The sequence below is a fragment of the Bacteroides finegoldii DSM 17565 genome, from assembly GCF_000156195.1.
Taxonomy (GTDB): domain Bacteria; phylum Bacteroidota; class Bacteroidia; order Bacteroidales; family Bacteroidaceae; genus Bacteroides; species Bacteroides finegoldii.
Genome location: NZ_GG688340.1, coordinates 1 through 24518, shown reverse-complemented (window position 1 = coordinate 24518; position 24518 = coordinate 1). Strand labels below are relative to the sequence as shown.

The window sequence follows — 24518 nt, the reverse complement described above, 5'->3', positions numbered from 1 at the left end:
CGTGCGTATGTGTGCGCGAGAGGGAGAAAAAGAAGGAAGCGGGCAGGGCGGATATACACAGAAGTTTTTCGCACTTCCCTCTATCACCTATCACCGGCAATCATGAACATCCCTGTTCATCGGAATTTAAGGCATGGTGACAGGTTGTCCGAAACCTATCACCGCATCTGTCACCTATCACCGGCCTATCACCGGAAGGCAGATGATGGATAAAAACCATAAACTATAGATATTCAGAATATTAACTGCATAAATACAGGATATAAAGAACCAATATATAGGATATTAATAACTCACATATAGGATATTAACAACCTATGTACAGGGTTTAATACTCAATACATAGCCTATTAATGCCTGAGAAGACAGGCAGTTATGACTGAAAAGCAAGCATCAAGAGCCGAAAGAGAGTACAAGAACAGACTGTTTCAAGTTACAGAAAATGTTGTTTCACCACAGGATACCAGAAGTTCAAGCAAATGAAACTAAAGGTTCAAGCAGGGGAAACTAAAGTTTCAGGCAGAGGAAACTGGAGTTTCAAGAGGGGGAAACTAAAGTTTCATACGCAAGAAACACTTGGTGAAAAGCAGGATGGCAAAGACTGTGCGTAAGGATAAGTAAGGGAAAGTGTAAGGATGAGCGAGGGAAAGGGGTAAAACACACCGCATCTGCAACCATCCCACACCACTATCCTACACCCTATTAATATACTAATATTCAACAACATAAAGTGAAACTGGTGTAGGATGGCAGATGATTTGTCTATTCAAACTCATAGGGAGGAGAATACAATGTATTATTTATCGAGGAATACTCCCCAAAATAGCTGGCGAAAACTGGGTACCGGTTATTAATGCAATATACCATCAAAAGAGCAGGCACACTCAAGCTTCCACAATCCACTTTTCAATATTGCGGGTTTCCGCACTGAAGTTTACCCCGATTTGAAAGAGTTTCCGTCCATCCGTCGCGAAAGGAAGGGCGTAATGCTTATCCTTTATCTGTCGCAAAGCCTCTTCAGCACTCCCATTCAATTTAAATTCCATGATATAAATGAATTTATCCGTCTGCAAGACAAGGTCTATGCGACCTTCGCTCGTATGATATTCCACTTTGGTATAGAAGCCGACCAGCTTAAATACAATGAAAAGGACATTCTCATAATGTAATTCCTGGTCGCGAATCACCTCGTAGGTGGTATCGGCAAAGAAACTCTGCAGGCGGCGAAAGAAAGAATCATAATCACCGGAACGTACTTCACGGACAAACTTCTGAATTTCAAAAGGGGACTCCACCTTATTGACATTCGCATAATAAGGAAGCATAAAACGGACAAAGCCCTCTTCCACTTCACGGTTCGGGAAACCCAAACGGTAGATTCCAAATTCTTCATCATATCCCTTAATGGTAAGATATCCGCTTTGATAAATCACAGGAATGGGATTGGTGGATTCCGAGTCTATGCTGTTCAGCACTTGGGCATCTGTCTCCTCGTGTGCCATACGTTCCAGGTCATAATGATGCTTTTTCAGCAGACTCACCAGATAAGTAGGCGTACCCGTCTCAAACCAATAACTACCGAACTCCTTGTACTTGAAAGCATTGAGAAGGCTGAAAGGATTGTACATACCAATTGAATTGTGTGTAAAATGATAGCCATCATAACATTCTTTCAATTCCGCACAGAGTTTATCATACGTCACGCCACGTACATCAGCAAATTCATGAAGCTCAGCATCTAAAGTATCATGAAGTTCACGGTCACTTACACCGCAAAGCTCAACATAATCCTTTCGCATCGATATATCATCCAGATTATTCAAGTCACTGAAAACGCTGACCTTACCAAATTTCGTCACACCGGTAAGAAATGCGAACTTAATACAACCGTCCATTGTTTTGAGTGCCCCATAGAATGGTTTCAAAGCATTCCGAAATTGTCTCTGTAATTCTTCATTGCCGATAGCCTGCAACATAGGCTTATCATATTCATCTACAAGAATAACCACACGCTGCCCCGCCTGTTTACAAGCGCGTTCTATGATACCGGCAAAACGTAAGGAAAAAGAACGTTCTGACGGTTCAGCACCGTAAAGTTTTTCCCACGCAGTCAGAGACTTATCAAGTATATTATCCAGACTATCCGGAGTGTCATATTTCTCTATATTGAGATCCAGATGCAAGATGGGATATTTCACCCAATCTTTTTCGAGTTTTTCTACCGCCAATCCTGTAAAGAGCTCCTTCTTACCTTGAAAGTACGCCTCTAAGGTGGAGATAAGCAGACTTTTTCCAAAACGGCGCGGACGGCTCAGGAAGTAATAACTACCCGTCTTTACCATTTGATACATTAACGCCGTTTTATCAATATAGAAATAACCATCCTGACGAATCTTCTCAAAGTTCTGAATACCGATCGGATAAATTTTACTGCTCATACTCTCTTCTTTATTATAACAAAGATACCTTTCTTACAAAGATATGAATTTTTTATAATATTCGTTCAATCTCTTGCAGTTCTTCTTCTGCAAACTCCAAATGCTCCAATGTTTTCAGATTGTCCGCCAACTGCTTTACGGAACTTGCTCCTACAATCACCGATGTCATTCGTTCATCTTTCAGTACCCATGCCAAAGCCATTTCCGCCAAAGTCTGTCCACGACGACGGGCAATCTCATTCAATTGCCGGGCGGCTTCTACTTTTTCGGGAGTTACTTGCGAACGCTGGAGAAAACCGGAAGAACGTGCAGCACGGGAACCTTCCGGAATGCCGTTTAGGTATTTATCTGTCAACAGTCCTTGCGCCAAAGGAGAAAAAGCGATGAAACCGGAACCATATTCCGCCGCCAAAGGAAGTGATTCAGCCTCCACTGCACGGTCGAACATACTATACCGGTATTGGCTGATAAGACAGGGGGCACCGGCTTTTGCCATCATCTCATAGGCGATACGGGCTTGTTCGGGGGGATATTTAGAGATTCCTATATACAGCGCTTTCCCTTGCTTCACAATATCAATCAATGTCCGGACAGTTTCTTCTACCGGAGTCACTCCGTCATAACGGTGACTATAAAAGATGTCAAAATACTCCAAACCTGTCCGACGGAGACTTTGGTCAATGCTCGCCATCAGATTTTTACGGGAACTATTTCCGCCATAAGGACCAGCCCACATTTCATGACCGGCCTTGGAAGAAATAATCATTTCATCCCGGTAGCCTTGAAAGTTCTCTCGCAGAATCCTGCCGAAATTGGATTCCGCACTTCCGGGAACAGGACCGTAATTGTTTGCCAAATCAAAATGAGTGATTCCATGATCAAAAGCAAACTTAATCATGTCGGTCGCTACCTCGAAATTGTCCACACTGCCGAAATTATGCCACAATCCCAAAGAGATAAGAGGAAGTTGCAGACCACTTTTGCCGCAATATTTATAAGGCATCCGTTCGTAACGGTCGGCAACAGGCTGATAATTGAGAGAATTTTCCATAAGGCGATATTTTTATAGGTTTCAATTAGAACTATAACTGGAATTAGAACTGAAAATAAATGAACGGTTGTATTTCCGAACTCTTCATTTGAATAACAAGATAAATCAAAGCCACCATCAACACAGCTTTGCCTACGAACGGCAGGCGAATCACTCCCCGACAAACTGCATTTTCCCAGCTATCGGGAGCAAAATGAAGCAGGAAGCCAAGCAGCATTAGCGCGAATACTTTCCAATAGCCTTCAAGTAACTGAGGGAACAGTTGGGGACGGAAAGTCGTAAATATCTGCCCCAGCATATCTACCGAATTCTGAAAATCGGCGTTACGGAAGAATATCCAGCAGAAACAGACAAAGTGGAAAGTAATGATAATGCCGAACACACGTCGCCAACCGTGACTTTGTTCTCCTTTCCTCCGTCCGGTTATCGTCATCCAGATTTTATGCATCGCCAGTGCAACGCCGTGAAATGTGCCCCAAAGAACAAAATTCCAGGAAGCTCCATGCCACAACCCTCCCAAAAACATGGTAATAATAAGGTTCAGATATTGCCGGATCTTCCCTTTCCGGTTTCCACCCAAAGAGATGTATAAGTAATCTTTCAGCCAACTGGACAAAGAGATATGCCAACGACGCCAGAATTCGGTGATGGAGGCCGACTTGTAAGGAGAATTAAAGTTAAGATTGAAGTGGAAGCCCAATAACAGTGCGATACCGATAGCCATATCACTATATCCGGAAAAGTCGCAATAAATCTGCAAGGCATAGCCGTATACTCCCATCAGATTCTCAACACCCGAATAGAGCGTCGGATTATCAAAAATACGCTCTACGAAGTTAATACTGATATAATCGGAAATAATGGCTTTCTTGAACAGGCCGGAAAGAATCAGGAAGATACCCCGTCCGAACATCTCCTGCGAGACAAAAAGAGGTTTCCTGATTTGCGGAATAAAATCACGGGCACGGACAATAGGACCTGCCACCAACTGCGGGAAGAATGATACGTAAAAGGCATAATCGAGCAGACTCGTCAGTGGCTGGATTTCTTTCCGGTAGACGTCGATGGTATAGCTCAGCGACTGGAACGTGAAGAAAGAGATACCGACCGGCAGGAATATATCAAGTGCCGTGAACTCTCCCCCCATCAGGGACGCAATAATACCTCCCAAGAAATTGGTATATTTAAAGTAAGCCAGAAGTCCCAAGTTGACACCCAGACTCAAGGTGACCAACCCTTTGCGTTTCCAATATCCTTCGGTGCGATACATCAGTTGCGCCAACAGAAAGTCGCAAACCGTAACAATGGCAAGCAGGAAAAAGTAAGTACCGCTACTTTTATAGTAGAAATAATAAGAAAAAAGGGTGACAAACAAGATACGGGCGGTATATTTATGTTGCAACAATACGTACACCACCATAAAAGCGGCAAACAGCCAAAGAAAGATACCACTACTGAATATCATCGGTGCCTGTGGATCGTAGATAAGCACCTCTTTTAATCTACTGAAATCTATATCAATGGGAAACATAATCGTTGTATGCTTTGATAAGGGCTTGGTATAATAAATTTCCTTGCAGGATATATCCTTCGGGAAGATAATGCACATGATCGGGACGCATCAGCTTCGCTTCCGTCCAATTCTTACAGGCACGTTTTTTGCCGCCGACTACATCATACATATCCCACACCAGCAGACGATGGTCCCCGGCATAGCGGCGAATGGTTTCCACCGCAGTCGCCGTGCGGGGATTGACGGCATACGTACGTCTCCGCCTTCTTTGACGGAAACTCTCATACGAACCGGGCGGAGTAGTCAGCAGGATAGGCACATCATGGAGTGCGGCACGCAGGAGTCTGACAAGTTCATCCATCTGGTTGTAATGCACATTACTATTGTAACGCCTGTTATGACTCTCATTGGTTCCGAAAGAGAGAATCAGCAATTCGGGTTTGAGCGCCGCTATCTCAGCGATGCGGTCGGGATGGGTGAAAGTAAGACAAGTGGCGCCGTTCACTCCTTTATCTATATAGGAAACAGCACCGAAGGTTTCGGCCAGCCGCATACCGGTGGTTTGAGGATAGATATGCCCGCGAATATGGCTGTCGCCAATATGTACGATACGCACCGTATCTTCGGACAGTCCCGCACGTACTTGACGGAGTCGTTCGAGCACAGGTGTCAGCAGGGCAATACTGTCGATAATTTCATTTCGCCCGGTTTCACGGAAAGCGGACGGAAAGGAAGTCTGCACAGGGATGGTATCATTCGCCCAAATCATTTCCCGCAAAGGTTTGACGCCTTTCTGCACCTTGTTCAATGGAGGACAAACGGGGATACGGTCTTGCGCCATCATCCTCGAAAGAGAACAAGGAGCAAACAAAATGCCCGCCAAAACAAGCACAAAGAAGGACAACAGGCTATTCTTTCTCATAAGCACGCCTCCTGTCGTATTGTTCTTTGCCATACATCAATGTCTCATAGAGAAGTCCCGCCAAATGTTTACCGCCACGGAAGTTGATATGTGTATAATCATAGTTTGCCATAGACGGTTTGGCATGGACAAGTTTTGCCATACTCCCTTCTCCTCCCATAGCCTCGAACATATTCCAGAATGCGATACCGCTTTCGGCGGCAATATTCTGCTGATAACGAATCAGGTTCTTGACTCCCGGCATGGTGCGGAGGTCACCGTTTTCGTTCTTGTAATCACGGTCGCCCACGCTCAACAGCAGGATTCCCGCCTGCGGGAAACACGTTTTGAGATGTCCGATGGCTGCCAACAGCCCTTTCTGGTAGTTATCGTAATTGCGTCCGCGTTCCGTTGCGACATTCAATCCATATTCAAGAATAATCAGGTCGTAAGGACGCTGGCGGTTAAACTGTTTCAACATTTGCTGCGGAATGCCGCGCAGGGAAAGTCCGGAACTGCCGCGCAGCGAGAAGTTATCGAGAATTATTCCTTGCTTTCCATCCATCGCCAATCCATAGAAGAGCGTAGAGTCGGCACGGTCCACTGTCCAACGTATGGAGCCGATGCGTCCGTCAACCCGCACTTCCTGCAAACCGCCCGAAGGGGACAGCAAATAGTTATGGCTTTCTCCTTTGTTCACACGGGCGGAAAGATGAAGGGAGTCTTTATTGTAAAAGAAGATGGAAGCACGCTGACAGGTATCAAGCAACGAAGCGTATTTGTCTTGTCCACGCAGTTCCACGTATGCGCCACTTCGGGGAACGAAATAATGTCCGGAAATCCCCTGCTTCTTCCTATCGAAATAGACGCTGTCCGTCACCGCATGGCTGGACCATCCGCCAAATGTATGCCGCACCGTAGGACGGTAACCGCTTGTCATGGAGGTGATGGTCACGAAGCCGACACCGCAACCTCCAAATCGTTTTTGAAGCATTTCGCGGAGATCGGCCGTAAAGATATCAGCTTCTATAAAGGAATCGCCGAATACAGCTATACGTACCAGATTGTCGTCTTCGGAACCGGAAGAAAGGCGATTGAGAGCTTCATAAAAAGGAGCCATGCCCCGATGAGTGGAATCACTGTAATCTTCAATGCAAGTCATTCCGGCACGGCAGGTATCTACAAAAACCGGTTTTATCACAGGTGGCAAGGGTATACTGTCCGAATCGGCAGCAACGGAATCCGGTTCCGGATAACGAAGGTCGCTCAACAAGTCCACGCGACGCATCGTATGTCCGTCGATGGTAATGGCCGGAAGCCAATGAAGCCCCAATAAGGCTGCAAAGACAACCAATACAAACCACAACGAATATTTCAAATAGTTCTTTATTATCTCCATAATGATCTAAATCCCAAACGACCGCAAAGATAGATAAAAGCAGTAAGAAAAAGCGGTGTCGGAAATAATAATTAAACGCGGATTAACACAGATTTTCGCAATGATTACATTCAATCTGCGATAAATCTGTGTTAATCCGCGCTTGGTCAACTGAAAGTAGACGGATATCAAATAGTTCGCTCAATGTTCCATACAAACGCGCGCAAACCCAATTGCTCCGTTTCCAGATCCATCTTATGCAGCGTATCCAGCAATGGATCTACTTTGTGATCTTCGACTACCGTGATGATGGCCGAGCACATACTAGGCCAGGCGTGACTTCCGAAATGCGGGTCGCCCGTCTTCGAACCACGTCCCTGCACTTTCTCAAGGTAGGTGAAGCCACGACATCCCAAACGGTCGAGCAATGACATGATTCGCTCATAATAGGCCTGGTCGAATGTTATCAGTACTGATTTCATATTTCTTTCTTGTTATTTCTTAATAATATCATTTTTATGCTCCTGGAAGTAAGTGTCCAATTCGCGTTGGCGACGAAGCTTACGACGTTGGTTCTTGATGCCGGTTCCTGCAAAGACACAATACAAAGTAGGAATCAGAATCAATGTCAACACGGTCGATATTGTCAAACCACCGATTACGGCAATTGCCATCGGACTCCACATCTCAGAACCCTGACCACCACCGATAGCCATCGGGATCATACCGAGAACGGTTGTGGCTGTGGTCATCAATACCGGACGAAGACGGCTCTTACCGGAAGTTACCACAGAATTTACAACTGCCAGCCCGCGTTCCCGACAAAGGGTAATGTAGTCGATGAGCACAATACCGTTCTTCACCACAATACCAATCAGCATGATACCTCCCAACAGACTCATAACACTCAATGTACTGCCCGTAAAGAAGAGTGCCATCAAGACACCGCTAAAAGCAAATGGCAGAGAGAACATGATAATGAACGGATAGGTGAGTGACTCGAACTGTGCAGCCATCACGATAAATACAAGAATGACTATCAGAATACCAAGCGTTCCCAAATCGCGGAACGAATCCTGCTGGTCTTCGAACGAACCGGCAACCTGAATAGTCACTTCTCCCGGTATGTCCATCTTATCGATGATCTCGTTACCGGCAGCTACTACGTTGCCCAACGGCGCACCGGAGATTACAGCAGAAACGGTCACGATACGTTCACGGTCTTTACGTTCGATAGTAGGAGGTGCAAAACGCTCGACTACCCTTCCGACATCTTTCACACGGACGGGTTGTCCTTGCGCATTATAAATAAGGATGTTCTCCAGACTTTCCAGACTTGTACGGTATTCCGGCGCGTAACGCACTTTAATATCATACTCGTCTCCGTCTTCACGATATTTCGAAGCAACCGCACCATTGATCCGGTTACGCAGATAGTTACCGGCTGTCGAAAGGTTCAGTCCATGCATTGCCAGTTTCTCACGGTCGAAGTCCACCTGATATTCCGGCTGATAATCGCTACGGCTGATATTCACCTCACTCACTCCGGGAACTGCCAGCAACTCACGCTTCAGGTGGGCCGCCACGCTGTCGGTCACTGTCATATCATATCCATACACCTCAAAATCGGCACTGGCCTGAGCAGACATCCCCGTGTTGCTACCTCCAAGTATAACTTGTGCCTTGCTGAATTCCGGATAGGCTTTCAAATCTTCACGCATCTCGTCACAGACAGCTTCCAATGTGATATCACGATCACCCGGATCTACCAGACTGATATTGAATGAGATGATATGCGAACCGTTGTCCTGCATAGAAGCCCATGTGTTGTCCGAATCGGCCTGCCCTACGGTATAGTTGCAGACTTTCATAATGTCTTTATACTTCGTCAGCCATTGATTGGTCAGTTTCTGCGAAAGCTCCTGAGCTATCTCTTTTCGTGTTCCGATAGGCAATTCCAACTGTACGGCGATACGGGCATTATCTTGTGCCGGGAAGAACTCCGTACCAATCCCCTTTGCACACAGCAAGCTGACAACGAAGAAAGCGATACATCCCGTAATGACTATCGGACGATGGCGAACCGCCCAATTCAACATCTTGCCATACCAAGTGTCGAGTCCATCCAACGTTTTTTCAATCGGAGTGAAGAAGAGCTTGAACAGCTTTGACGGCTTTTTTTGCAAACGAAGCAACTGGGAACAGAGCATGGGGGTCAATGACAAAGCAGCAACCGTAGAGATAAACATGATGGCACACATCATCCAACCGAGTTGTTTGAAAAGTACACCGGACATACCACTCACCATAGTCAACGGGAAGAACACGGCAATCATGGTCAAGGTAGAAGCGATTACAGAAATTGCCACCTCATTGGTTCCGTGCACGGCTGCCTGTTTCGGATCGGAACCACGCTCAATATGGGTTGTCACATTCTCAAGTACCACAATCGCATCGTCCACCACCATACCGATAGCGATGGAAAGTGACGAAAGCGAAATAATATTGATCGTGTTTCCGCTAATCGCCAGGTAAATGAACGAGGCTATCAAAGAAAGCGGAATGGTGATACAGATAATCAACGTCGCACGCCAGCGTCCCAAGAAGAGGAACACAACGATGACAACGAACAGCAAGGCGTAGACAACGGTTTCGGTCAAACTGTCGATTGTATTCAGGATGTTGTCGGAGGTATCGACAATGACACCGATCTTTACATCGCTCGGCAGGTTCTTCTGAAGTCTCGGCAGCACTTCGGCCACTTTCTTGGAGATTTCTACCGAATTGGCCCCAGATTGTTTCTGAACAACAATCATGGCGCCTTGCACACCGTTATTATAGGTTTCCTGCGCGCGTTCTTCTACGGTATCGACTATCCGGGCCACATCACGCAAGAAGACGTTCGCTCCATTGTGAGTACCTACTACGACATCCGCCAACTGCCGGGAATCATCGAACTCTCCTTCCACTCGCAACGCGTAGGTTTCACTACCGATATCGAAGTTACCGCCGGGAATGTTCTTGTTCTCCGCTCCGATAATGGAGCTGATGGATTCGATGGTCAGGTTGTATGCTTCCAACTTGTTAGGGTCGCAATATACCTGAATCTCACGCTGCGGAGCACCACTGATGGACACGGTTCCGACTCCCGGAATACGCGCCAAGGGGTTAACCACACGGTCGTCCAATATTTTGTAAAGCGCCGACTGGCTCTCATTGGCCTGTATGGAAAGCAGCACGATAGGAATCATATCCGTACTGAACTTGAAGATGATCGGATTCTCGACATCGTCGGGAAGCTGCGAGCTTACCATGTCGAGTTTATCGCGCACATCATTGGTCAGAACGTCAATATCGTTACCGAACTCGAACTCCAGCGTAATCAATGACATATTTTCGGAAGAACGGGAGGTGATATGTTTCAGGTTGCTCACCGCATTCAAAGTGTTCTCAAGCGGACGAGTAACGTTGTTTTCTATATCCGAAGCACTTGCACCGGGATAAGCGGTCATCACCATAATCGTATTTGTATCAATATCCGGATACAAGTCGATAGGCAATTTGGACAAAGAGAAAAGACCAAAAATCACCACTGCCAAAAAGCAGAGGGAGGTCATAATCGGTTTCTTAACCGCACCTTCGTATAAACTCATTTTTGTAAGGGATTAATTTGTTAGTGATTTATTTCTCAACTGCCACTTCCATGCCATTCACCAAACGCGACTGACCGGCAACTACAACTTGAGAATTATCGGGCACACCGGATTTCAATTCGTATTCCGTACCCATACGCCGACCTAACTCTACCTTATTATAAGATACTTTACCATCTTTATATACAAAGACATAACGGTCGCCGGAACCTGCCTGCTTAACAATGGCCAGATCAGGAACAACCACGTTGTCCGCTGTGCCGAAGTTTAATGTAGCACGGGCAAACATTCCCGGACGTACACGCTGATCTCTATTATCCAGCTTGATTTCTACCTGGAACGTGCGGGTAGCAGCGTCTATCGTAGGGTAAATCAGACTGATATTTCCGGTGAATATTTCGTCGCCGTATACATCCAGCTTCACATCTACGGGCGCGCCTTTCTTCACTTTGGTAAAGTAAGTTTCGGAAACATTGATAAGAAGTTTCACCGGAGTGATCTGCTCTACAACCAATACCGGGTTTCCACCACTATACATATCACCGTTATCATAGTTGCGTGCAGTAACCACGCCATTGATAGGGCTTAGCAAAGCGGTATTCTCCAACAGATTCTTATAAGCTGTCTTTTTCACGTCGAGCTGCATCTTCGAAGCATCCCATTCCGATTTGGAAGCGCCACCCACTTTATAAAGTTCGTCGATACGCTTAAACTCGATTTCCTGATTATCCAGTTGCAATTTGGTTTGTTTCAGATTAGCCGCATCCATCTGCACTAATTTCTGGCCTTTGGATACACGGTCGCCCACTTCTACAAAGATCTGGTCGATACGCACGGGAGAGGAAGGGGCTATATTGTTTTTCACTTCCGCTTCTACCGTTGCCGTGTAATCCTGTATCTGATCTACGGGACGGACTTTTACATCTGCCAGTTTCACAATGGGTTTCTCGTCCGCTTGTGCTGCCACAGCTGCTTTGTCTTTTCCACCTGTACACGAGCCCATGAACGCTGCCAACAGCAAGGCTACTAATTGGATACCTTTTTTCATATTCCTTAGTTGTAATTTTTTAGTTGTCTATCTTTATTCTTTTCCTAACACCTGATCGAGATCTGCCTTAGCAACCAAGTAATCGTATATTGATTGATTGTAGGTGAGTTGTGCCTGCGTCAATAAGTAATATTTAGAAATGCAATAAAAAACAGAATGGTGCGAATTAAACGTAAATCGTTTATAATTAAGCATTTTACAAGAATTGCATGATAGTCAGACCTGCAAAATAAAACAAAATATTGCAGCGTTTCAGTTACCAGACTGTTAGCCGCCTGTTTCGGAAACAACGGCAGGTAACCGGATTTTTACCGGTAGAGGCAGAACGGATTTTTATTCACTGTTTATCAATGTTTTGCATACCAAAGAACGCTTTTGAAAGGAGTATTTTTACAACCTAAAAAAGAGCGTATGAAAGTGGAAAAATTCAAGGTATTGCTCTACCTGAAAAAGAGCGAGCCGGGCAAGACCGGCAAGGCCCCGATCATGGGACGGATCACCCTCAACCGCACGATGGCGCAGTTCAGCTGCAAGCTCTCCTGCACCCCCGGGCTGTGGAACGCGCGTGAGAGCCGGCTGAACGGCAAGAGCCGGGAAGCGGTGGAGACCAATGAAAAAATAGAAAGACTGCTGCTTGCCATACACTCGGCCTTCAATTCCCTCATGGAAAGAAAAAGGGATTTCGATGCCGCTGCGGTCAGGGACATGTTCCAGGGCAATGCGGGCATGCAGATGACCCTGCTCAAACTTCTCGACCGGCATAACGGGGAAATGAAGGCCCGTGTTGGTGTGGACCGTGCGCCCACCACACTCTCGACCTACCTCTTCACCTACCGCACGCTTTCCGAATTCATCAAGGCGAAATTCAAGGTTCCGGACCTTGCCTTCGGGCAGCTCAACGAGCAGTTCATCCGCGACTACCAGGATTTCATCCTTCTGGAAAAGGGATATGCCGTGGACACGCTTCGCGGCTACCTGGCCATCCTGAAAAAGATCTGCCGCATCGCCTACAAGGAGGGCCACTCGGAGAAATACCATTTCTGCCACTTCAAGCTGCCCAAGCAGAAGGAAAGTACGCCGAGGGCATTGAGCCGTGAGAATTTCGAGAAACTGCGTGATCTGGAGATACCGGAAAAACGCAGGTCACATATTATCACCAAAGACCTCTTCCTCTTCGCCTGTTACACCGGCACCGCCTACGCGGATGCGGTAAGCATCACCCGGGAGAACCTTTTCACTGACGACGGGGGCAGCCTCTGGCTGAAGTACCGTAGAAAGAAAACCGACTACCTCGGACGTGTCAAGCTGCTTCCGGAAGCCGTCGCGCTGATTGAGAAATACCGGGACGATACCCGCGAGACTCTTTTCCCACCACAGGACTACCATACCCTCAGAGGAAATATGAAAGCCCTGCGTCTGATGGCGGGACTCAGCCAGGACCTTGTCTACCACATGGGGAGGCACTCTTTCGCCTCGCTGGTCACGCTCGAGGAGGGAGTACCGATCGAGACCATCAGCAAAATGCTGGGACATAGCAATGTCCGGACCACACAAATTTACGCCCGTGTCAGCCCGAAGCGGCTGTTCGAGGACATGGACAGGTTCATCGAGGCAACCCGTGATTTGAAACTCATTCTTTAACCCTAAAAAATATCATTACCATGCGCAGTACATTCAAGCTCTTATTCTACATCAACCGTAACAAAGTGAAATCGGACGGCACGACCGCCGTCCTCTGCCGGATCAGCATTGACGGCAAGAAGTCAGCCGTTGCCACCGGCATCTATTGCAGGCCGGAGGACTGGGACAGCAAGAAGTGTGAGATCAGAACAGTCAGGGAAAACAACCGCCTCGCCGGTTTCCGTGACCAGCTGGAAAAGGCATACGATAATCTGCTGAAGCATCAGGGAGTGGTCACGGCCGAACTGCTCAAGGCCACCGTGTCAGGTGCCAATTCCGTGCCGGAATACCTCCTGCAGGCCGGAGAGGTGGAACGCGAACGTTTGAGAATCCGCTCGGCAGAAATCAACTCCACCTCGACCTACCGCCAGTCGAAGACCACGCAGCTCAATCTCAGACAGTTCATCGAATCCCGCGGAATGAAGGACATCGCCTTTTCGGACATCACCGAGGAGTTCGCCGAATCGTTCAAGGTCTTTCTTAAGAAGGAGCTGGGCTACAGGAACAGCCACGTGAACCACTGTCTGTGCTGGCTCAACCGGCTCATCTACATCGCCGTGGACCGGGAGATATTGAGAGCCAACCCGATAGAGGATGTGGCATATGAAAAGAAAGAACCGTTAAAGCTAAGGCACATCAGCCGGGGTGAGTTGAAGCGGATGATGGAAACCCCGCTGCCCGACCCGATGATGGAGCTTGCACGCAGGACGTTCATCTTCTCCTCGCTGACCGGTCTGGCCTATGCGGACACGAGAGCACTCCATCCCCGGCACATCGGAAAGACCTCGGAAGGAAGAAAATATATCCGCGTCTGCCGGGCCAAGACGGACGTGGAGGCGTTCATCCCGCTGCATCCCATAGCCGAACAGATACTGGAACTTTACAACACCACGGATGACGACAGACCGGTATTCCCGCTGCCGGTCCGCGACGTCCTCTGGTACGAGGTACATGGAATGGGCGTGGCATTGGGCATGAAGGAGAACCTGTCCTACCACATGGCCCGCCATTCGTTCGGAACCCTGATGCTGTCCTCCGGCATCCCGATAGAGAGCATCGCCAAGATGATGGGCCATACGAACATCAACAGTACGCAGGTCTATGCACAGGTTACCGACCGGAAGATATCCGGTGACATGGACCAGCTGATGAAAAGAAGACAGAAAGGGGATACGGTCCTTCTGACGGAAATGTCCGAATAATGAAATGCCGGCCGGAACCATTAAACATTGGTTCCGGCCGGCATTCTTAAATATTGAACGCCCCCGATTATATCAGGGTCTCATGATAATTATCCTCCAGGAGTTTCTCAATGTCGGATACCTTATACAAAATTTTTCCGCCCAGCCGGATATAAGAAATACGCCCCTGGTCCCTATAATCCTGCAGGCATCTGCGGCTGATTCTTAGCAGGTCCGACAACTCCTTGTCAGAGAGAAAACGCTCGCCGTTAAACAGGGGGCGGTTATCCTCCGCAAGCCTTTCCAGCTTCGTCTGGATGTTATCCAGCAGGCCAAAGAACCGGCGGACACTGCCCGTCTCTTTGCTAATAATCCCTTCCATGCTACTTCCGATTAATTATTCATTCTTTCTTTTTTCTCTCACCGCCTTTTCCTTGCGTTTCATGGCGACATAGGCCATCAGCTTTTCTACGTCCTCCGGCCTGTAATAGATTTTCCGCTGGATTTGGGTGAATGCCAGCCGTCCGGTATCCCGGAGAGTCTGCAGGGTACGTGGAGAGATGTCAAGACGCAGGCAGACATCCTGGTTGTCCATTCACTCTTCCGGTTTCTTTTCCCTGTTCTTTTCATACAAGCGGTCCGCCTGTGCGGACAGGCTCTCAGTCCGAGCCAGCATCTCCTCAAAGATTCCGGCTTCAATGTAATATACTTCCATTTTTCTTGTTTTTATTTAAAATTGCTTCCTGTCAGGAACTCAAATTATTGAAATACAGTTCAAAATACTTTCCAAAGGCACTTCCGGCTGGGTGTCGTGGTTTCCGACTCCCCCTCCGGAGCCGTTTTAAGGAGGATTTCCCGTCATATTACGGCTGGAACAGTTTGTAATCCCGTCCTGTGATCTTCCTTATCACGTCGGCGTTTTCCTTAATATGTTCAACCGGTATGCGGCTTATAACACCGGAAACAGTGAAATCCTTACGTCTGACCGCCCAGACAATGTCTGAGATACATTCGTACACCTGTGCGTCAATATGCAGGGGCTTGCGCCGGTTGGATGAAAAGTTGTTCAGGAGGGCTTCAATATATTTTTTACCTCTTCCTCCGTTATCGTCTTTTTACTCTCCGGCCGGGATGAAGATTCCTTGTGGGGTACCACCTCTTCCAGATCCCCGGAAATGCAGCTCAAATATGAGCCTTTGGCGGCAACTATATCCAGTATCTCCTTCTCGTTGATATGATACGGATTTGGTTTTTTCCTTTCAATGCTGTCCATAACTATGATTTATACATTAATTCCATGTGACAATTGGGCGTTTTGTAAGGCGGACGTTCCCGATGACGGATTATCGTCCTACGCCGCAAAGAAAAAAAGAATAAACGTGGGAAAGGGTACCTTGTCAGCTATAGTCATATATAGACATGAATAGTCAATACCGGCAAAAGACATGACAAACGGCTGTCCGGCGGGAGGTCTGGATTCTCCCCGACGTTGCCGGGATTGTGATATATCAGGTCATGGAGATATTGGCAGACTGCATTATCGGGATAATGACATACCAAGTTACGGATATTGTGATAGATTATGTCGTTGGAGTGTGGAAGTTGCCATAGGGAGGCTCTTTCAGCAAACGGAAGTACGGAAGGTACAGATATTATTGCAGCCATCATCAACAAAGACCGGAACATCACATTGGGAGAACGGTGCTTATCTGCGATATGATTATCATTTCCTCCAGTCATTTTGTATTGAAAGACCGGGAAAAAGTGGTGACGGGTTTGTAACTCTTTATATTTGTAGCTTTGCTATCGACCAGGGCAATGAATAGTACCCGACAATCCAGTTCTTTATCATATCCAATAAATGAAGAAATAGGGCGGCATATCAACGAATACCCACACCGGGGAGTGACGATTATCAATACAACCGGCTTTTATACAGGACGAGAAGTAAAGATGATGTTTATATTAGCCGGGAAGAGGGAAGCGCCGGTCAGCTTCCGGCTGATAAAAAATATAGACACGGAGGCTTTTGTTTCACAAAGTGCCGTTATAGGAGTTTATGGAGAAGGATTCGATCATATCAAAGTAGAATAAGAAAGAAATAAAAAATGATAATGATCATCATGAAAAGCGGCATCTGCCGTGCTTTTGTTCCCGACACAGGATGCGGTGTGACGCAATGGTTCGCATTCGGCGGTGAAATGGCCGCAAGCATGTCATGCTACTATGGACAGACCGCATCAACGATAGAGATAGAAGCGGAAACGGACTGTGAGATGTTTATCGTGGACAAACCGACTTTGGAAAACCTATGTTCCACACAAATAATCCTAAGAAACAATTTGTAAAATTCGAAACAGAAAAGTATGAAGACAATCATTGCAGAGAAATTATCATAACTTGTGATAATTTTTCGGCCAAAATACTACCCGCAGGGCTGGAGATTTTTTCCGAAAACAGGAGGCTTGACCTTGCTTTCCCGTCCAATCCCGGAGTTACCTTTGCGCCCAGAACGAAAATGACTGCCTGATGCGGCCCACTGAAAGGCGCGAAAATGGAGGTAAACGGAAGTGGAGGCAGATTAGACAGGAAAACTTCAAAGGAGAAATCCGTGAAAAGAAGAAACCTAAAAGGAAAAGGAACATTGCCGGAAACATGAAACCGGCAAACCACCTGCAAGGAAGTATGGTTTATCTGTCTGTCCAAACTCGTTTGGTCGGGCGGATAAATCATTCTTCCCAGTTTGCCTGCCGTGGGGACGGCTTGTGCCATTCATGGGCAAGCGGTCATATACAGCTTTCCGCTTACGGCTCAAAGGAACCGCAAAAAGAAAAATCCATAGAAAACCCGTAAAAGCACCTCTATGGCATAAGCATAAAAGAAATGGGTCTTGCATCATCAGTCTAAACCATTGGTTAGGCGTGATGCAAAGCCCTTTTCTCCGCTTATGCGGCAGTCGGTACACGTTCGTACAAACCTGTTTGGGCGATGGTGTGCCGACGGATAAAACCGCTTTTACGGAATGTTTTTATGTTTATATTAGAAATATTTCTTATTATAAAAACGCGCTAATCATTTTGTCATTCGGGTTGTTTTTATTAAATTTGCAGATTATAGCAATAGTTATGCAAATGAAGCGGATAAATCGACTGAAAATAGTGCTTGCGGAACAAGGTAAAACAGGGAAATGGTTGGCGCATGCATTAGGTAAAAATGAATCGACAGTCTCTCGTTGGTGTACAAACGAAGTTCAACCTTCGGTAGAAACACTACTGACGATTGCCGAAACGTTAAAGATTGATATTAAAGAATTACTTTGTTCTACGCAAATGTGTAATCAAGATGATGGCATCCAAATATAAAGCAATCGATTTTTTCTGCGGAGGTGGTGGAATGACTTGCGGTTTAAGACAGGCAGGGATTAACGTTATAGCAGGTGTGGACTTTGATCAAGATGCCAAAGAAACGTATGAATACAATAATTCCGGAAGTGTTTTCATTCAAACTAATATAAAGAATTTACGGAGCAATTATTTTGAGCGAAAATTTGGGATACGGAAAAATGATGACTTTTTGATTTTGGTAGGATGCAGTCCCTGCCAATTTTACAGTATAATTAATACGGATAAGAATAAAGCCTTAAAATCTAAGGATTTATTAAAAAACTTTGCTCGGTTCATCGAATATTATAGACCGGGATATGTATTAGTGGAAAATGTTCCGGGCATAATCACAAATAAAGATAGCATCTTACCTTATTTTCTACGAAAATTGGAAGATCTCGGATATAAAAATCCTGTTTATAAGGTTGTAGATATGAGCTATTACGGCGTACCTCAAAGTCGTCGAAGATTTTCTCTTATCGCAACACGATTGGAAAATGTCAATATACATTTACCTAAGGCGGACGATAAAGAGACCGTATTAGCCGATTATTTAGGTGAAAGGAACGGTTTTCCCAAAGTTAGCGCAGGCCATAAAGACAGTAGTGTGTTTAACCATACGGTTGCCGGATTAAGTGATGTATGTCTTAAACGATTGGCAAAGACCAAACACGACGGCGGGAACAGACTTGATTGGGCAAATGATCCGGAATTGCAATTACCTTGCTTTGTAGGAAAAGACGATTGTTTTAAAGATACATTCGGGCGTATGTGGTGGCATCGACCGGCTTCGACTATTACAACTAAATTTTATAGTATCTCAAACGGACGTTTCGGACATCCGGAAGAAGATCGGGCTCTTTCTTTACGGGAAGGTGCTACATTGCAAACATTCCCGAAAACCTATGTGTTTAAAACAAATAGTATTGCCGCAACGGCAAAATTAATCGGCAATGCAGTTCCGTGTGAATATGCTCGGCGATTAGGTGAAACGATAAAAGCACTGGAAAACAATGGCACAATTTAAAACTCGGGCAAGAGCTCTCGACTTATTGGGACGGCAACAAATTGCCGGTATCCCTACAGCTATTAACGAGCTTATAAAAAATGCACATGATGCGTATGCGGATAAATTCGATATCGATTTTCTCCGATGTAATAATCTGCTGGTATTACGTGATGACGGGCTCGGTATGACAAAAGAGGAATTTGAAACTCGTTGGCTTACGCTCGGGACCGAAAGTAAATTGGCAAATAAAAAAAGCAGTTTACCGCCTATTGACATATCAAAGCCAAGACGTCCTATCATGGGAGAAAAAGGCATAGGAAGATTGGCTATTGCATCAATAGGAAGTCAGGTTTTAATCGTATCGAAAGCAAAATTAAGATCTAAAGAATATGATATTGTTGTGGCTTTCATTAATTGGGAGATATTCGAGTTGCCGGGGATTAACTTGGAGGATATTGTTATTCCGGTAAGAGAATACTCTCATATGCCGAATGCAGCCGATATTGACAGTATTAAAAATGAAGTAATACAATCCCTTGATAAATTAAATCAAAAAGAACTTATTGACGACAAGGATTTTGAAAAAATAAAAAGTTCTATCACGTCTTTTAAAGTTGACCCACACCAACTTTCTTTACAACTACAACAAGGATTTGAATTAACCAATGGCTGTGGTGGAACTCAATTTTTCATCTCCCCAGTTTACGATACGATTATTTCCGATATAGAGGGAGACGGCAATTCGGACGAAGCTACAAAAATCGAGAAAATGTTGATGGGATTTCACAATACAATGACCCCCGATCATCCTACTCCCGTCGTTGACATTTCATTTAGAGACTATAGGGCGAATGACGGTAGTTTTGTCAGCATCATAGATAAAGAACACTTTTTTACCACGGAAGAATTTGAATTGGCGGATCACCATTTTCAAGGGCAATTTGATGAGTTCGGACAATTCAAGGGATTAGTAAAAATATATGGAGAAAAAACATTTGATCACATTGTAAATTGGCGGGATAACTATTATAGAGAAACCGAATGTGGTCCGTTTAAAATTAACTTGGCGTATTTACAAGGAGAATTGAAAAGTTCTCGTGTAGATGTCGAAAATTATGCCAGGATTAAAGCCAAAGGAGATAAATTCGGAGGTTTATACATATATAGAGATAATATTCGAGTTCTACCGTATGGTGACTCCGATTATGATTTTCTGGATATTGAAAAAAATCGTTCGAAACGAGCATCAACATATTTCTTTTCTTATCGACGAATGTTCGGTGCTATTGAAATAGCGGACCGAGAACACAGCGGTTTGGTAGAGAAAGCCGGACGCGAAGGTTTTATTGAAAATAAAGCATATCGCCAACTTCAAGCGATTTTAAAAAATTTCTTTGTACAACTTGCCGCTGATTTTTTCAGCGAAAAAAACAAAACGGCACAATCGGAATTCTTCAATCAGAAGAAAGACGAGTTCAATGCGTACCATAACGCACTTGAACGTCGGGATAAATTGGCCAAATCGAAAAAGGAGAGATTTGCTCGTGAGCTCGATATCTTTTTTGCCGGTTTAACGGAACATAAATTCGAAAACGAACTGGAAGAATTACTTACGAATTTTAGGAACGATTTACATTCGGTTTTATACATTAACGATGCGGATGAAGCAAGCCAGAAGATAATAGATCTGGAATTTGCCATGAGACAAAAAGTTTCCGATTACAGAAAAAGAATATCGGTGACAAGTCCTAAAGGATTTGCAATGTCAAAATCAATGAGAACGGATTTTGACACGTACCTTAATGAGTTTAAAATTCTGGAACAAACGGTATTTAAAAATATCAATGAAAATATCGATCAGCTAATCGATGATTATACGGCACAGTTGAATCTGGAAATAAGTAAGCGAAAGCGGTTGGAGCAAGCGGTGGAACTGATTTCAGCCGAAGCTCTGTCACTTAATAAGAAGAAGAAAAGCGAAACCAATGATGTTGTTTCCGATGTTTCTCGCAAAATTAAGGATCTTACGAATGAACTGATAATCGATTTGGATAATCAAATACGAAGCGTAAAGAATCAATTCAAATTATTGGCAACCGATAAAGCCGATAACTTTGATTTGGTAACGGAACGCAAGAGAATGGAAGCAGAAATAGAATCCATAAGCAGTCGAAATACGGATGTTATGGAACGCATAATTCGACAATTTGAAAGTTTCTATGTCGAAAAAAAACGAAGACGGTCAAATAATTACAAATGACCAAATAGCGGAAGCCGCTTCGGAAGAGTTAGAGGAATTGCGGGAACGATTGCAATCGGACGTTGAATTAAGCCAATTAGGATTGGCTGTCGGAATATTGCACCATGAATTCAACGGTACGGTTAATTCGATTCGACATAGTCTGAAAGATTTAAAAGCATGGTCGGATGTAGATATCAAATTGGAAGGAATATATAAAAACATCAAGGTAAATTTCGAACATTTGGACGGCTATTTAAATTTGTTTACCCCGTTAAATCGACGATTGAATCGACGTCGGGAAGACATATCTTTATTGGATATTAAAACATTTTTAATAGATTTGTTCAAATCCCGTCTTGAACGACACAATATAGCTTTTAAACATACTAACGGGTTTGCAGGTCGAAAAATACACGGATTTCGTTCTACATTCTATCCTGTATTTGTGAATATCATTGATAATGCCATTTATTGGTTAAAACAAAGTGATGTTCCTGAAAAAGTTATTCGGTTGCATGCGGATGATACGGGAATATACATTTCCAATAACGGTATTGAAATAAAACCCCAAGATAAGGAACGAATCTTTGAATTAAGATTTTCCAGAAAGCCCAATGGAAGAGGATTGGGGTTGAGTATCAGTAAAGAGGTTTTGAATGCAGAGAACTATGATATATTTGTGGCACAACCTAAGGAAGGCTCTACAGTTACTTTTAAAATTCAAAAAATGCAATAAAAATATGGCAGACAGATTTATTGAGCAATCGAAAGAAATTGCAAACAACTTTATACAAAATATTGTTTTTATTGATGACAAAGCATATAAGAATGATATGACTAACAATGCATTTAGCGCATTAGATGTATCGAATGTATTTGCACAATCTGGAAAAATCTGTGCTGTATATGCACCCAAATCCATTTCTGATGTTAATAGTTACAATACTATACTAAATAAAGCAGATGTTGTCATTTTAGATTGGTATTTAGATATAGAAAAGGAGGAGAACCAAGTTGAAGATCCCGATGCAGATGCAGATAATGACGATCCGCGCGGAGAGTTTACATTAAAATTGATATCTGATTTATTATCACAAACTGGGATGTTGAAACTGTTAATTGTGTATACTGGAGAAACGGATTTATTTGAAATTACGAACAGTATATATCAGAAAGTGGATCAGCATTCTTTTCATAAAGGAGATTGCGTTATTCAATCTTTAAATTCTAAGATATTAGTTAGAGCTAAAAAACAAAATTCGGAAACTCAATTTGCACATAATCCGGAATTGAAAGATAAAATAGTATCGTATGAAAGCCTTCCGACTTTGATTGTTGAAGAATTTGCAGACATGACCAACGGTTTGTTATCGAATTTTGCTTTATCTTCAATATCGGCAATAAGGAATAATACATCCAGAATGTTAAGCGTCTTTTCTCCCAAATTAGATCCGGCATATCTCGGGCACAAAATATTATTGGAAAACACATTCGAATCCAAGCAACTATTAATAAAATTATTTGGCGAAGCTATTTCGGAATTATTGGAGACAACAGATATTGATACAAAGGATTGGGTTGATAACTGGATTGAAAACCGTATTACAGACGAAACGATAAGTATAAATGGAGTGTCTATTGGCAAATCGAAAGACCTTTTAAAAAAAAATGTTTAGTTCCGAGCAACCTCGACTTAAAGATAAATATACAGAAGCTTCAGGAAAAGATATGTCAAATAAAGACGAGGGGAAATTACAATCGCATACCATAGAGTTATTTGCATATGATGGTATCGATGTGAATAAATCGAATGTAGATTTTGCCATTTTGACGCATCATAAAAATATATTTCAACCTGCTATTGGGGCTCCGATATTAACACTTGGAACAGTTATAAAATCTGTAGACAAGTATTATGTTTGTATTCAACAAAGATGCGATTCGGTGAGAATTAAGGAGGAAAGACGATTCTTATTTTTACCTTTAGAAGAAAAAGGCGAATATCCGTTAATTGTGAATAATGAATTGAAATTATTTCCAAATAAATCTTCATTTGCAATAAAAACAGTGAAATTCAAGCCAAAAGAAGGTGCTACAATTATTCAAGCATCAAAAAAGGAGGACAAATATGTATTCTATTCTTCCTATGGAGAAACTTATGAGTGGGTGGTAGACTTAAAAGAAATGCAAGCACAACGTATTTTAAACAGTTACTGTGCACAACTGTCTCGCGTAGGATTGAATGAATCCGAATGGTTAAGACTTATCGCAAAGCAATAATATAGGCTATGTCAGATATTTTTTCTCAAACTAAAAGATCGGATATAATGTCAAAAATATCAAGTAAAGACACTAAACCGGAAATTTTAGTTCGTAAGTTCTTATTTTCAAAAGGATTCAGATATCGTATTAATGTCAAAACATTGCCGGGTAAACCTGATATAGTTTTGCCTAAATATAAAACAATAATATTTGTGAACGGATGTTTTTGGCATGGGCATAATTGCAAAAAGGGAAAATTACCATCCTCAAATACAGATTTCTGGAAGGAAAAAATATCAAACAACAAATCGCGAGATGCCAAAAATTCCGATTTACTTGTAAAACTCGGCTGGAAAGTTATAATTATATGGCAATGTGAAATTAGTAAGATTGATAATAGGACAAAAATACTTAATAAGCTACTGGAGGATATTAAACAATAATAATCACGAGATATTAAATCTAAAATATAAATGCATTAATCGGGAAAATATAGAAAAACTTATTCTATAATTCCGATTTTTGTCTTATCGTTGCGTTTGAAGAGTTCTTTGAAGGTTACGCAACGTACAGAAAAATAATGCAGCAGATAACTAGGGATATTCAGTAAATGTTCCTCTTTCTAAAAAATCAAGAGAAAAGCTCACGTAAAGCAAAGCTTTTCTCTTGATTTTTTCGTTCAACTCTCCCAGTCTTCTATCTTTTTTGTAGAATATTGTTTACATATTCTTGTTTTTTCCTTCCCACCCATGCATTATGTACATGTCTTTTTTAAGGGG

Annotated in this window: 22 protein-coding genes and 2 pseudogenes; 12 read left to right on the top strand and 12 right to left on the bottom strand. The window is 43.7% G+C overall.

The features are described from left to right. Positions 1 to 884 precede the first annotated feature (884 nt). The 9 genes and pseudogenes from BACFIN_RS00805 to BACFIN_RS23930 form a co-directional block, all read right to left on the bottom strand. Positions 885 to 2438, bottom strand: coding sequence for an ATP-binding protein (locus BACFIN_RS00805; RefSeq protein WP_007758099.1), 1554 nt, complete (start codon positions 2436 to 2438; stop codon positions 885 to 887). Between the two features lie 52 nt (positions 2439 to 2490). Next, a complete protein-coding gene (locus tag BACFIN_RS00810; RefSeq protein WP_007758098.1) occupies positions 2491 to 3489 on the bottom strand; it encodes an aldo/keto reductase in 999 nt (332 codons plus the stop codon). 43 nt (positions 3490 to 3532) lie between these two features. Continuing rightward, complete coding sequence (locus BACFIN_RS00815; RefSeq protein ID WP_007758097.1) at positions 3533 to 5020, bottom strand: MBOAT family O-acyltransferase; 1488 nt, start codon at positions 5018 to 5020, stop codon at positions 3533 to 3535. Then, a complete protein-coding gene (locus BACFIN_RS00820; protein ID WP_007758096.1) occupies positions 5007 to 5924 on the bottom strand; it encodes an SGNH/GDSL hydrolase family protein in 918 nt (305 codons plus the stop codon). The genes BACFIN_RS00815 and BACFIN_RS00820 overlap by 14 nt, the downstream gene beginning before the upstream one ends. Next, the gene (locus BACFIN_RS00825; RefSeq protein ID WP_007758093.1) at positions 5911 to 7302 is read right to left on the bottom strand and encodes an SGNH/GDSL hydrolase family protein; all 1392 of its coding nucleotides are present in this window, start codon (positions 7300 to 7302) and stop codon (positions 5911 to 5913) included. The genes BACFIN_RS00820 and BACFIN_RS00825 overlap by 14 nt, the downstream gene beginning before the upstream one ends. Before the next feature lie 167 nt (positions 7303 to 7469). Beyond that, positions 7470 to 7763, bottom strand: a complete 294-nt coding sequence (locus tag BACFIN_RS00830) for a PG0541 family transporter-associated protein (RefSeq protein WP_007758092.1) — start codon at positions 7761 to 7763, stop codon at positions 7470 to 7472. 12 nt (positions 7764 to 7775) lie between these two features. Next, on the bottom strand, positions 7776 to 10934 hold the full coding sequence (locus BACFIN_RS00835) for an efflux RND transporter permease subunit (RefSeq protein ID WP_007758091.1): 3159 nt from the start codon (positions 10932 to 10934) through the stop codon (positions 7776 to 7778). Positions 10935 to 10962: 28 nt separating this feature from the next. After that, the gene (locus tag BACFIN_RS00840; RefSeq protein ID WP_007758089.1) at positions 10963 to 11982 is read right to left on the bottom strand and encodes an efflux RND transporter periplasmic adaptor subunit; all 1020 of its coding nucleotides are present in this window, start codon (positions 11980 to 11982) and stop codon (positions 10963 to 10965) included. Between the two features lie 122 nt (positions 11983 to 12104). Then, a pseudogene (locus BACFIN_RS23930) lies at positions 12105 to 12278 on the bottom strand (tyrosine-type recombinase/integrase); the annotation flags it as partial. A gap of 115 nt (positions 12279 to 12393) precedes the next feature. Between BACFIN_RS23930 and BACFIN_RS00845 the strand changes: the two are divergent. Next, positions 12394 to 13623 (top strand): site-specific integrase, encoded by a 1230-nt coding sequence (locus BACFIN_RS00845; RefSeq protein ID WP_007758086.1) that lies wholly within the window; start codon positions 12394 to 12396, stop codon positions 13621 to 13623. Positions 13624 to 13643: 20 nt separating this feature from the next. After that, positions 13644 to 14864: a site-specific integrase gene (locus BACFIN_RS00850; protein WP_007758084.1), complete on the top strand. Its 1221-nt coding sequence runs from the start codon at positions 13644 to 13646 to the stop codon at positions 14862 to 14864. Between the two features lie 67 nt (positions 14865 to 14931). Here the strand turns inward: BACFIN_RS00850 and BACFIN_RS00855 are convergent, their stop codons facing one another. The 3 genes from BACFIN_RS00855 to BACFIN_RS23070 all read right to left on the bottom strand — a co-directional run bounded on the left by BACFIN_RS00855 (position 14932) and on the right by BACFIN_RS23070 (position 16116). Further along, positions 14932 to 15225 carry a helix-turn-helix domain-containing protein gene (locus tag BACFIN_RS00855; protein WP_007758083.1) on the bottom strand — a complete coding sequence of 98 codons (294 nt, stop codon included), beginning with the start codon at positions 15223 to 15225 and terminating at the stop codon, positions 14932 to 14934. A 15-nt stretch (positions 15226 to 15240) separates the two neighbouring features. Next, positions 15241 to 15438 carry a helix-turn-helix domain-containing protein gene (locus tag BACFIN_RS00860; RefSeq protein ID WP_007570618.1) on the bottom strand — a complete coding sequence of 66 codons (198 nt, stop codon included), beginning with the start codon at positions 15436 to 15438 and terminating at the stop codon, positions 15241 to 15243. A gap of 471 nt (positions 15439 to 15909) precedes the next feature. Next, positions 15910 to 16116 (bottom strand): hypothetical protein, encoded by a 207-nt coding sequence (locus tag BACFIN_RS23070; RefSeq protein WP_007568520.1) that lies wholly within the window; start codon positions 16114 to 16116, stop codon positions 15910 to 15912. Positions 16117 to 16458: 342 nt separating this feature from the next. On the opposite strand from BACFIN_RS23070, the pseudogene BACFIN_RS22440 reads away from it, so the two are divergent. The 10 genes and pseudogenes from BACFIN_RS22440 to BACFIN_RS00890 all read left to right on the top strand — a co-directional run. Beyond that, positions 16459 to 16937 (top strand): annotated as a pseudogene (locus tag BACFIN_RS22440) (YitT family protein); the annotation flags it as partial. Positions 16938 to 16951: 14 nt separating this feature from the next. Next, entirely contained in the window at positions 16952 to 17191 is a 240-nt protein-coding gene (locus BACFIN_RS00880) for a cyclic nucleotide-binding domain-containing protein (protein WP_007568512.1), read from the top strand. A 181-nt stretch (positions 17192 to 17372) separates the two neighbouring features. Then, complete coding sequence (locus BACFIN_RS23065; RefSeq protein ID WP_032839982.1) at positions 17373 to 17696, top strand: hypothetical protein; 324 nt, start codon at positions 17373 to 17375, stop codon at positions 17694 to 17696. Positions 17697 to 17824: 128 nt separating this feature from the next. Then, positions 17825 to 18205, top strand: a complete 381-nt coding sequence (locus tag BACFIN_RS23805) for a helix-turn-helix transcriptional regulator (RefSeq protein WP_306439187.1) — start codon at positions 17825 to 17827, stop codon at positions 18203 to 18205. After that, positions 18186 to 19253, top strand: a complete 1068-nt coding sequence (locus BACFIN_RS00885) for a DNA cytosine methyltransferase (protein WP_007568506.1) — start codon at positions 18186 to 18188, stop codon at positions 19251 to 19253. Before BACFIN_RS23805 ends, BACFIN_RS00885 begins: the two co-directional genes overlap by 20 nt. After that, on the top strand, positions 19240 to 21495 hold the full coding sequence (locus BACFIN_RS21105) for an ATP-binding protein (protein ID WP_007758082.1): 2256 nt from the start codon (positions 19240 to 19242) through the stop codon (positions 21493 to 21495). The genes BACFIN_RS00885 and BACFIN_RS21105 overlap by 14 nt, the downstream gene beginning before the upstream one ends. Beyond that, positions 21455 to 22213: an ATP-binding protein gene (locus BACFIN_RS23550; protein ID WP_007758080.1), complete on the top strand. Its 759-nt coding sequence runs from the start codon at positions 21455 to 21457 to the stop codon at positions 22211 to 22213. Before BACFIN_RS21105 ends, BACFIN_RS23550 begins: the two co-directional genes overlap by 41 nt. Before the next feature lie 4 nt (positions 22214 to 22217). Beyond that, on the top strand, positions 22218 to 23153 hold the full coding sequence (locus BACFIN_RS23545; RefSeq protein WP_007758078.1) for a response regulator receiver domain: 936 nt from the start codon (positions 22218 to 22220) through the stop codon (positions 23151 to 23153). Next, positions 23146 to 23757 (top strand): hypothetical protein, encoded by a 612-nt coding sequence (locus BACFIN_RS23540; RefSeq protein WP_007758075.1) that lies wholly within the window; start codon positions 23146 to 23148, stop codon positions 23755 to 23757. Before BACFIN_RS23545 ends, BACFIN_RS23540 begins: the two co-directional genes overlap by 8 nt. Before the next feature lie 8 nt (positions 23758 to 23765). Beyond that, positions 23766 to 24182 (top strand): very short patch repair endonuclease, encoded by a 417-nt coding sequence (locus BACFIN_RS00890; protein ID WP_007758072.1) that lies wholly within the window; start codon positions 23766 to 23768, stop codon positions 24180 to 24182. The last annotated feature ends 336 nt before the right edge of the window (positions 24183 to 24518 follow it).

Bases quoted from the DNA above. Each gene is read 5' to 3' on its own strand.
- BACFIN_RS00815 (WP_007758097.1), bottom strand. From the start codon at position 5,020: ATGTTTCCCATTGATATAGATTTCAGTAGATTAAAAGAGGTGCTTATC.
- BACFIN_RS00835 (WP_007758091.1), bottom strand. From the start codon at position 10,934: ATGAGTTTATACGAAGGTGCGGTTAAGAAACCGATTATGACCTCCCTC.
- BACFIN_RS00825 (WP_007758093.1), bottom strand. From the start codon at position 7,302: ATGGAGATAATAAAGAACTATTTGAAATATTCGTTGTGGTTTGTATTG.
- BACFIN_RS00860 (WP_007570618.1), bottom strand. From the start codon at position 15,438: ATGGACAACCAGGATGTCTGCCTGCGTCTTGACATCTCTCCACGTACC.
- BACFIN_RS00850 (WP_007758084.1), top strand. From the start codon at position 13,644: ATGCGCAGTACATTCAAGCTCTTATTCTACATCAACCGTAACAAAGTG.
- BACFIN_RS23070 (WP_007568520.1), bottom strand. From the start codon at position 16,116: ATGGACAGCATTGAAAGGAAAAAACCAAATCCGTATCATATCAACGAG.
- BACFIN_RS23545 (WP_007758078.1), top strand. From the start codon at position 22,218: ATGGCAGACAGATTTATTGAGCAATCGAAAGAAATTGCAAACAACTTT.
- BACFIN_RS00885 (WP_007568506.1), top strand. From the start codon at position 18,186: ATGATGGCATCCAAATATAAAGCAATCGATTTTTTCTGCGGAGGTGGT.
- BACFIN_RS00830 (WP_007758092.1), bottom strand. From the start codon at position 7,763: ATGAAATCAGTACTGATAACATTCGACCAGGCCTATTATGAGCGAATC.
- BACFIN_RS00840 (WP_007758089.1), bottom strand. From the start codon at position 11,982: ATGAAAAAAGGTATCCAATTAGTAGCCTTGCTGTTGGCAGCGTTCATG.
- BACFIN_RS00810 (WP_007758098.1), bottom strand. From the start codon at position 3,489: ATGGAAAATTCTCTCAATTATCAGCCTGTTGCCGACCGTTACGAACGG.
- BACFIN_RS00845 (WP_007758086.1), top strand. From the start codon at position 12,394: ATGAAAGTGGAAAAATTCAAGGTATTGCTCTACCTGAAAAAGAGCGAG.
- BACFIN_RS23550 (WP_007758080.1), top strand. From the start codon at position 21,455: ATGTCGAAAAAAAACGAAGACGGTCAAATAATTACAAATGACCAAATA.
- BACFIN_RS00890 (WP_007758072.1), top strand. From the start codon at position 23,766: ATGTCAGATATTTTTTCTCAAACTAAAAGATCGGATATAATGTCAAAA.
- BACFIN_RS23065 (WP_032839982.1), top strand. From the start codon at position 17,373: ATGCGGCCCACTGAAAGGCGCGAAAATGGAGGTAAACGGAAGTGGAGG.
- BACFIN_RS00855 (WP_007758083.1), bottom strand. From the start codon at position 15,225: ATGGAAGGGATTATTAGCAAAGAGACGGGCAGTGTCCGCCGGTTCTTT.
- BACFIN_RS23540 (WP_007758075.1), top strand. From the start codon at position 23,146: ATGTTTAGTTCCGAGCAACCTCGACTTAAAGATAAATATACAGAAGCT.
- BACFIN_RS21105 (WP_007758082.1), top strand. From the start codon at position 19,240: ATGGCACAATTTAAAACTCGGGCAAGAGCTCTCGACTTATTGGGACGG.
- BACFIN_RS00805 (WP_007758099.1), bottom strand. From the start codon at position 2,438: ATGAGCAGTAAAATTTATCCGATCGGTATTCAGAACTTTGAGAAGATT.
- BACFIN_RS00880 (WP_007568512.1), top strand. From the start codon at position 16,952: ATGATAATGATCATCATGAAAAGCGGCATCTGCCGTGCTTTTGTTCCC.
- BACFIN_RS00820 (WP_007758096.1), bottom strand. From the start codon at position 5,924: ATGAGAAAGAATAGCCTGTTGTCCTTCTTTGTGCTTGTTTTGGCGGGC.